At 70.7% G+C, this 8095-nt stretch carries 4 protein-coding genes and 1 pseudogene; 3 read left to right on the plus strand and 2 right to left on the minus strand.

Features of this window, described 5'->3' with window-relative positions; genetic code table 11:
• Positions 1–62: 62 nt before the first annotated feature.
• Positions 63–1583 carry a GT4 family glycosyltransferase PelF gene (gene pelF / locus L0P92_RS39385; protein WP_234767944.1) on the minus strand — a complete coding sequence of 507 codons (1521 nt, stop codon included), beginning with the start codon at positions 1581–1583 and terminating at the stop codon, positions 63–65.
• Between the two features lie 144 nt (positions 1584–1727).
• Positions 1728–3761 carry a hypothetical protein gene (locus L0P92_RS39390; RefSeq protein WP_234767945.1) on the minus strand — a complete coding sequence of 678 codons (2034 nt, stop codon included), beginning with the start codon at positions 3759–3761 and terminating at the stop codon, positions 1728–1730.
• Between the two features lie 369 nt (positions 3762–4130).
• On the opposite strand from L0P92_RS39390, the gene L0P92_RS39395 reads away from it, so the two are divergent.
• From L0P92_RS39395 to L0P92_RS39405, 3 genes and pseudogenes are all read left to right on the plus strand, one after another.
• Positions 4131–5684, plus strand: a complete 1554-nt coding sequence (locus tag L0P92_RS39395) for a leucyl aminopeptidase (protein WP_234767946.1) — start codon at positions 4131–4133, stop codon at positions 5682–5684.
• Positions 5685–6019: 335 nt separating this feature from the next.
• Positions 6020–7408 carry a dihydrolipoyl dehydrogenase gene (gene lpdA / locus L0P92_RS39400; protein ID WP_234767947.1) on the plus strand — a complete coding sequence of 463 codons (1389 nt, stop codon included), beginning with the start codon at positions 6020–6022 and terminating at the stop codon, positions 7406–7408.
• 60 nt (positions 7409–7468) lie between these two features.
• Positions 7469–8095: pseudogene (locus L0P92_RS39405) on the plus strand (biotin/lipoyl-containing protein); the annotation flags it as partial.

The raw sequence follows: 8095 nt of genomic DNA on the forward strand, positions 1-8095 counted from the left end.
CCGGTGCGGGGCGGCGGGCAGGGTGTCGGGGTGGGCGCCGGGCGGCGTCCGGAGGTCTCCGCTCACCAGTCGGTTCCGTCCGTCGCGAGCTTCTCGTACCAGGGGTCGCGCAGTTCGAGGGTCCAGTCGGAGACCGTTTCGAGGGTGGGCTCGTAGACCTCGCTGCCGCCCGCGAGCTCCTGGTAGATCGTGCGGAAGTTGTCCACGGAGCGGCGGAGGGTGAAGCGGTCGATGACGCGCTGTCGGGCCAGCTCGCCCAGTTCCCGGCGCCGTTCGTCGTCTCGGAGGAGGGTGAGGGTCGCGGCCGCCATCTTCTCCGGTTCGCGCGGCGGGACGACCAGGCCGGTGTCGCCGACGGCCTCGCGCACTCCCCCGACGTCCGTCGAGACCGTCGTACGCCCGCAGGACATGGCCTCGATGATGGAGAAGGGGAAGCCCTCGGAGATGGACGACAGCATGACGAGGTGCCCGGCGGCGTAGGCGCGCCAGACCTCGCTGATACGGCCCTCGAAGGTCAGGCCGTCCGTGACGCCGAGTTCGGCGGCGAGCTTCTCCAGCTTGGTGCGGTAGGCCTCGCCGCCGGGCGGGACCGGGCCGAACAGGCGCAGCCGGGTCCGCGGGAGTTCGGCGCGGACCATGGCGTAGGCCCGTAGGAGGGTCTCCAGGTCCTTGATGGGGTCGACGCGGCCGCACCAGGTGAGGGTGGGGGCCTCGGGTTCGGGGCCGGCGTGCGGGAAGGCGTGCGGGTCGACGCCGTTGTAGACGGTGCGGATCTTGTCGGCGTCGGCGCCGCCGCGCTCCTCCCAGCGGCGGTTGTACTGGTTGCACGGTGTGATCAGGTCGGCCGTGCGGTAGCCGTGTGAATTCAGTTCACGGTAGAAGCCGAGCATGAACGCCTTCACAGGCCAGCGCTGGGCGTCGCTGCGGTAGCCGAGATAGCGCTCGCGCAGATAGATGCCGTGCTCGGTGAGGAGGAACGGCACACCGTCCAGTCTGCGGGCGGCGAGGGCGGGGAGCGTGGCGAGGCCGCTGCTCACCGCGTGGGCGACCGAGTCCTCGGGGATCCGGATCCCGAGCGGGCGCAGGGCGTGTTCCAGCAGGTCGGTCGCGGTCAGCGCGTCGTGGACGGTCGGGCGGGCGGTCGCGGTGGGCAGATGCGGCATCGTCCATATCCACATCAGCGAGCGCAGTGCGGATTCCGTGCGCAGGGCCGCCGACAGACGTCCGTCGCGGGCGAGTTCGGCCAGTTCGTCCAGGGCCTCGCCGAAGTCGCAGTCTGCGTCGGGGTCGAGGAAGGAGAGCAGGAAGCGCTCGTAGGCGTCGGTGAAGCGGCGCCGGGACCTGCCGTACGGTGCGCGTCTGCGTCCCGGACGCGGGCCCCAGGTCGGTACGGAGGTGTGCCGGTGGACGTTGGGCGGCAGCTCCCAGGTGACCGGTTCGCGGCCGGTTCCGGTGAGCGAGACGATGTGGAAGTCGACCTCGGGCATGCCCTTGACGAGCTGGTCGCACCAGGTGCTGACGCCGCCGTGGACGTGTGGATAGGTGCCTTCGGTGAGCATGGTGACGTGGCGGCCGGTGGGCATGGCTGTGCTTCCCCCTGTTGTGCGGATGATGTGCGGGGAACTGCTGCCTGAACCCCGGCTACCGCCGCGTCGTGGCTGGTCGCGCCCACGCGGCGGTAGCCGCAAGTCCAAAACAGCCCCGCGCCCCCAAAAAGGGGCGATGCCCTACGGCAGCTTCAGAGTGACGGCCGACTGCAGCGGCTCCTGCGTGGTCCAAGCCGAGCGCTGCCCCGCGTACCGCGTGCCGAACGCGACTGTGCTGAGCAGGAGTTGCTTCCTGGTGCCCTCCGGTGTCGTCACCGGGATCTGGGTGCCGGACGGGGCCGTGATCGTGACGGTCCTGCCGATCCGGTACGCGGTGACCTTGCCGGAGGCCACGGCGGTCTGCCAGGTGGCGCGGCGTTGGAGTTCGGTGCCGATGGCGCTCTGGGCGAGGTTCTCGACGGGGGTGTTGTCGGCGAAGAGTGCCTGGTAGTCGGTGAGGACCTTGTCGAGGACGGGGTACAGCGTCCGGTCCTCGGCCAGGTTGGACTGGTGGGCGTAGTGCGGACGCGGGTCGTTGCTGACCGCGTGGCCGAGGGCGGTGCGGGCCTCCAGCGGGACGATGTGGCCGGTGTATCCGGTGGCCGGGTCCAGAGGGGCGTCCAGGCAGGTGGAGGCGGGGTTGCTCGCGCAGACGCCGCTGCCGCCGTCGGCCGTGGAGGTGTAGATCCAGTTGTACTCGTCGACCATCTCCTCCTCGGTGCCCACGTTGTAGTAGACGTTCATCGGGTACCGGGGCACGGTCCGGGCGGCGCCGACCGAACGCTGGGCGGGCTCACGGGAGTTGTCGGAGGCGATCCACTTGACGCCGTTGTCGGCGAGCGCGCCGGCCAGATCGGGGTTGTCGGCGGGCTGCTGCGGCAGGGTCTTCAGACCCGAGTGCTCGCCGGTCACGAGTTCCGTGCGGTCGAGCGGGAGCCCCTTGCCGACGCCCCAGTCGTGGTTGTCGCGGATCTGCGCGGAGATGTCGGCGCGGCTCATGTACCGGGTCGAGCCGTCGGCGTTCTTCGCGCAGCTCCAGGGGACGGTCGAGGTGTCCTGGACGCAGCCGAGGAAGGGGTGCGTGTAGGTGTGGTTGATCCAGCGGTACTGCGCCTTGTCGGCGAGCAGGCGGTCGGCGAGCGGGTCGGTGCCGCCGTGCTCGCTCTTCCACTCCTCGCCGGAGCCGGCGTTGTAGACCATGTCCAGCTTGAAGCCGCGCTGCCGCTGCCACTGGGCGGCGTGGACGGCGTCCTCGGCGGTCATCCGGATCGGCGGGGCCTCCTCGCCGGCGCCGCCCGCGCAGTCGATGTCGCCGGGCGTGCAGTTGCGTACGGTGTCCCAGCGGGCGTCGGGGGCGAAGACGTCGTCGACGTGCACCGCGAAGTAGTTGCGCGCCTGCCCCAGGTGCACGCCCTGCGTCAGCCATTCGACGATGCCGCGGGCGAGGACCCGGAACTGCTGCTGGTACTCGTTGTACGCGAAGGTCACCACCAGCTCGCGGCGCCCGTCGTGGCGGTACTCGCCGATCAGGCTGCCGCGCCCGGAGCCGGCGGGCACGGGAGCGTCGACGTAGCTGGTGAAGCCGGTGCGGGGCCGGGCGAGAAAGCCGTAACTCTCCAGTACGGCCGGGTCGTTGTCCTCGAAGGTGAGGGCGCCGTCGAGGTAGCCGAACCACCCGGCCCTGCCCTCGGCGGTGACGGCCGCCTCGCGTCCGTCGAGGGACCCGGTCCAGCCGCCCTCGACGGTGTGGTCGAGGCCGACGCCCGGGTGGGCCCAGGTGTAGGCGTCGACCTGCGGGATGCCGTAGGTCCGCTCGTAGCTCTCCAGCGCGGTCTGCTCGGCGGAACCCTCGCCGAAGGGCGCCTCGTTGGGCAGGACGACGCCCTGGTACTTGGCGCGGGGCGTGCCGTTGACCGTGTCGCTGAGGAACGCGGCGGTGATGGCCGGGCGGTTCGCGTCGTTCAGGTCGACGGTGGTGTACGGGATGCCGGTGCTCCTCAGCTGGGCGGTGATCGCCCGGACGGGGCTGTCGCCGTTGTCCACGACCAGCACCCTGAGATCGATGCGCGGCTCCCCCGCGGCCGCGGTGCCGGGCGCTGACAGACCCAGCGCCAGCAGACCGGTGGCCGCCAGAACAGCGGCCGAGTTTCTCCACCTGTGCGCGCTCTGCGCCATTGGTCGCCCCTCCCCCAGAAGATCCCCTTGAGGCCGCTTGTGGTGAAACGGCGGGGGATCCGTGGAAATCATGCAAAGTGGCAAGCTGACCGCTCACCGGATCCACACGAGTGTGACTCAGCTCACCGAGGCAGAGGATCAAGAAACGACCGTGACGCCACCGACGGGTGAACGCCCGGAGGAATGAGCGAACGCTCACACGAGCGTAGGCTCGTCCCGAGTGTTCGCCGTGCCGGGGAAGGCCCCGCTGATACCGCACCCGTCGAGACCGCGTCCGTGGGTCGGGAAATAGGGTCGGCCGTCGGGCCCGGTCGACCCACACCTTTTCGGCCATCGCAAACTTCACATCGGAAGCGAGATTTCACCACCGTGACTGCTCTCACTCTCAGCACCGCCGCGGCGCCCGGCCTGCGCGCCGACGCGATCGTGATCGGTGTCGCCAAGGGCGCCGGCTCCAAGGCGGCGGGCCCGGTCGTCGCACCGGGCGCCGGGGCCGTGGACAAGGCGTACGACGGCAGGCTCGCCGGTGTCCTGGAGACCCTCGGTGCCTCGGGCGCCGAGGGCGAGGTGACGAAGCTCCCCGCGCCCGCCGGGTTCAAGGCCCCGCTCGTGGTGGCGGTGGGCCTGGGTGCCGCGCCGGAGAAGGACGCCGAGTACGACGGCGAGGCGCTGCGCAAGGCCGCCGGTGCCGCCGCCCGCGCCCTCGCCGGTTCCAAGAAGGCCGCGTTCGCGCTGCCGCTGGGCGACGCCGGTGACGTCGGCGCCGTCGCCGAGGGCGTGCTGCTCGGGGCGTACTCCTTCGACGCCTACAAGGACAACGGCGACGACGCCGGCAAGAACGCCCAGGGCAAGAAGAACGGCAAGGCTCCCCTCGCCGAGGCCGCGCTGCTCGGCGGCAAGCCCCGCGACAAGGAGCACAAGGCCGCGCTGGAGCGTGCCACCGCCGTCGTCGAGGAGCTCAACCGCGCCCGCGACCTGATCAACACCCCGCCCAACGACCTCACCCCCGAGTCCTTCGCCGCCATCGCCACGGCGGCCGGCAAGGAGCACGGCATCAAGGTGCAGGTGCTCGACGAGAAGGCGCTGACCAAGGGCGGCTACGGCGGCATCCTCGGCGTCGGCTCCGGCTCCGCGGCCGGTCCGCGGCTGGTGAAGCTGTCGTACACGCACTCCAAGGCGGACAAGCACCTCGCGCTCGTCGGCAAGGGCATCACCTACGACTCGGGCGGCATCTCGCTGAAGCCGGCCGGGCACAACGAGACGATGAAGTGCGACATGAGCGGCGCGGCCGCCGTGTTCGCCGCCGTGGTCGCCGCCGCTCGGCTGGGCCTCCAGGTGAACATCACCGGCTGGCTGGCACTGGCCGAGAACATGCCCTCGGGATCCGCGGTGCGTCCCGGTGACGTCCTGCGGATGTACAGCGGCAAGACCGTCGAGGTCCTGAACACGGACGCCGAGGGCCGGCTGGTGCTGGCGGACGCGCTGTGGGCGGCCTCGCAGGAGAAGCCGGACGCGATCGTGGACGTGGCGACGCTGACGGGCGCGATGGTGCTGGCGCTCGGCAACCGCACCTTCGGTGTCATGGCCAACGACGACGCGTTCCGCTCCGCGATCGTGGAGGCGGCCGAGGAGGTCGGGGAGGCGTCGTGGCCGATGCCGCTGCCCGAGCACCTGCGCAAGGGGATGGACTCGCCGACCGCCGACATCGCCAACATGGGTGAGCGGATGGGTGGGGGGCTGGTCGCCGGGCTCTTCCTGAAGGAGTTCGTGGGTGAGGGGATCACCTGGGCGCACCTCGACATCGCCGGTCCCGCGTTCAACGAGGGCGGGCCCTTCGGATACACGCCGAAGGGTGGTACCGGTAGCGCGGTGCGGACGCTGGTTCGGCTGGCCGAGCTCACTGCCTCTGGCGACCTGGGCTGACATCGGGTTTTGTTGGCGGGGCCTCGCGCGCGGGTAGGGCGAGGCCCCGTCGCCGAATAGCTCGGTCCATTCCGTTTCATGGCGGCTGCGGATCGTGTGTGGTTGATCGCGCAGTTCCCCGCGCCCCTAGCGGCGTGACCTCATCCCATGCTTGAAGGCTGAACGTGGGACGTCTCACACACCGGCCCGGCGTCTCGTTCGGTGTGGACAAGTGCGAAGATGGGGCTCGGCAGGACAGGGCCCCCACCACAGGGCCGAAGAAAGAGCGGCCGGACACCAGCCGCCGACCGGTCACCGACGACCGGCGTACGGCGCACATGCATGGAGGACGTGACGTGGCGAACGACGCCAGCACCGTTTTCGACCTAGTGATCCTCGGCGGTGGTAGTGGCGGTTACGCCGCGGCCCTGCGCGGGGCGCAGCTGGGCCTGGACGTCGCCCTGATCGAGAAGGACAAGGTCGGCGGCACCTGCCTGCACCGGGGATGCATCCCCACCAAGGCCCTGCTGCACGCGGGCGAGATCGCCGACCAGGCCCGCGAGAGCGCGCAGTTCGGCGTGAAGGCCACCTTCGAGGGCATCGACATCGCCGGGGTCCACAAGTACAAGGACGGCGTGATCGCCGGCCTGTACAAGGGTCTGCAGGGTCTTGTCGCCTCCCGGAAGGTGACGTACATCGAGGGTGAGGGGCGTCTCTCCTCCCCCACCTCGGTCGACGTGAACGGCCAGCGCATCCAGGGCCGCCACGTGCTCCTCGCGACCGGCTCCGTGCCGAAGTCGCTGCCGGGCCTGGAGATCGACGGCGACCGGATCATCTCCTCGGACCACGCCCTCGTCCTGGACCGCGTGCCGAAGTCCGCGATCATCCTGGGCGGCGGCGTCATCGGCGTCGAGTTCGCCTCCGCCTGGAAGTCCTTCGGTGCGGACGTCACCGTCATCGAGGGCCTCAAGCACCTCGTCCCGGTCGAGGACGAGAACTCCTCGAAGCTTCTTGAGCGCGCGTTCCGCAAGCGCGGCATCAAGTTCAACCTGGGCACCTTCTTCTCGAAGGCCGAGTACACCGCCGACGGCGTCAAGGTCACCCTCGCCGACGGCAAGGAGTTCGAGGCCGAGGTCCTGCTCGTCGCGGTGGGCCGCGGGCCCGTCTCCGCCGGTCTCGGCTACGAGGAGCAGGGCGTCGCGATGGACCGCGGCTATGTCCTGGTCGACGAGTACATGCGGACGAACGTCCCGACCATCTCCGCCGTCGGCGACCTGGTCCCGACCCTCCAGCTCGCGCACGTCGGCTTCGCCGAGGGCATCCTGGTGGCGGAGCGTCTGGCCGGTCTCAAGACCGTTCCGATCGACTACGACGGTGTCCCGCGGGTGACGTACTGCCACCCGGAGGTCGCCTCCGTCGGTATCACCGAGGCCAAGGCCAAGGAGATCTACGGCGCGGACAAGGTCGTCGCTCTGAAGTACAACCTGGCGGGCAACGGCAAGAGCAAGATCCTGAACACCGCGGGCGAGATCAAGCTCGTCCAGGTCAAGGACGGTGCCGTCGTCGGCGTCCACATGGTCGGCGACCGCATGGGCGAGCAGGTCGGCGAAGCCCAGCTGATCTACAACTGGGAGGCGCTGCCGGCCGAGGTCGCCCAGCTCATCCACGCCCACCCGACGCAGAACGAGGCGCTCGGCGAGGCCCACCTGGCCCTGGCCGGCAAGCCGCTGCACGCGCACGACTGATCCCTCGGTCGACGAAGCGACGACTCAGACTTCCGCAATTCGTAAGGAGCAACCGAAACCATGGCGGTTTCCGTAACCCTTCCGGCGCTCGGCGAGAGCGTCACCGAGGGCACTGTCACCCGCTGGCTGAAGGCCGAGGGTGAGCGCGTAGAGGCCGACGAGCCCCTGCTCGAGGTGTCGACCGACAAGGTCGACACCGAGATCCCCTCCCCCGCCGCCGGTGTCCTGGCCTCCATCAAGGTCGCCGAGGACGAGACGGTCGAGGTCGGCGCCGAGCTGGCCGTGATCGACGACGGCACCGGCGGCGGCCTCGGCGGTCGGGGCCGGTACGGCCGAGGGCACGGACGTCGTCCTGCCCGCCCTCGGCGAGTCCGTCACCGAGGGCACCGTCACCCGCTGGCTGAAGTCGGTCGGTGACAGCGTCGAGGCCGACGAGCCGCTGCTGGAGGTGTCGACGGACAAGGTCGACACCGAGATCCCGGCGCCCACGTCCGGCACGCTGCTGGAGATCGTGGTCGGCGAGGACGAGACGGCCGAGGTCGGCGCCAAGCTGGCCGTCATCGGCGCCGCGGGTGCCGCTCCGGCGGCCGCCCCGGCCCCGGCGGCTCCGGCTCCCGCCGCCGCCCCGGCTCCGGCCGCCCCCGCCGCTCCGGCTCCGGCCCCCGCCGCTCCGGCCGCGCCCGCCGC

The sequence above is a fragment of the Streptomyces muensis genome (assembly GCF_021474425.1).
Classification (GTDB): Bacteria; Actinomycetota; Actinomycetes; order Streptomycetales; family Streptomycetaceae; genus Streptomyces; species Streptomyces muensis.

What these genes read in the sequence shown, in the direction of transcription:
- L0P92_RS39390 (WP_234767945.1), bottom strand. Translation starts at nt 3,761, where the DNA reads ATGGCGCAGAGCGCGCACAGGTGGAGAAACTCGGCCGCTGTTCTGGCG.
- pelF (WP_234767944.1), bottom strand. Translation starts at nt 1,583, where the DNA reads ATGCCCACCGGCCGCCACGTCACCATGCTCACCGAAGGCACCTATCCA.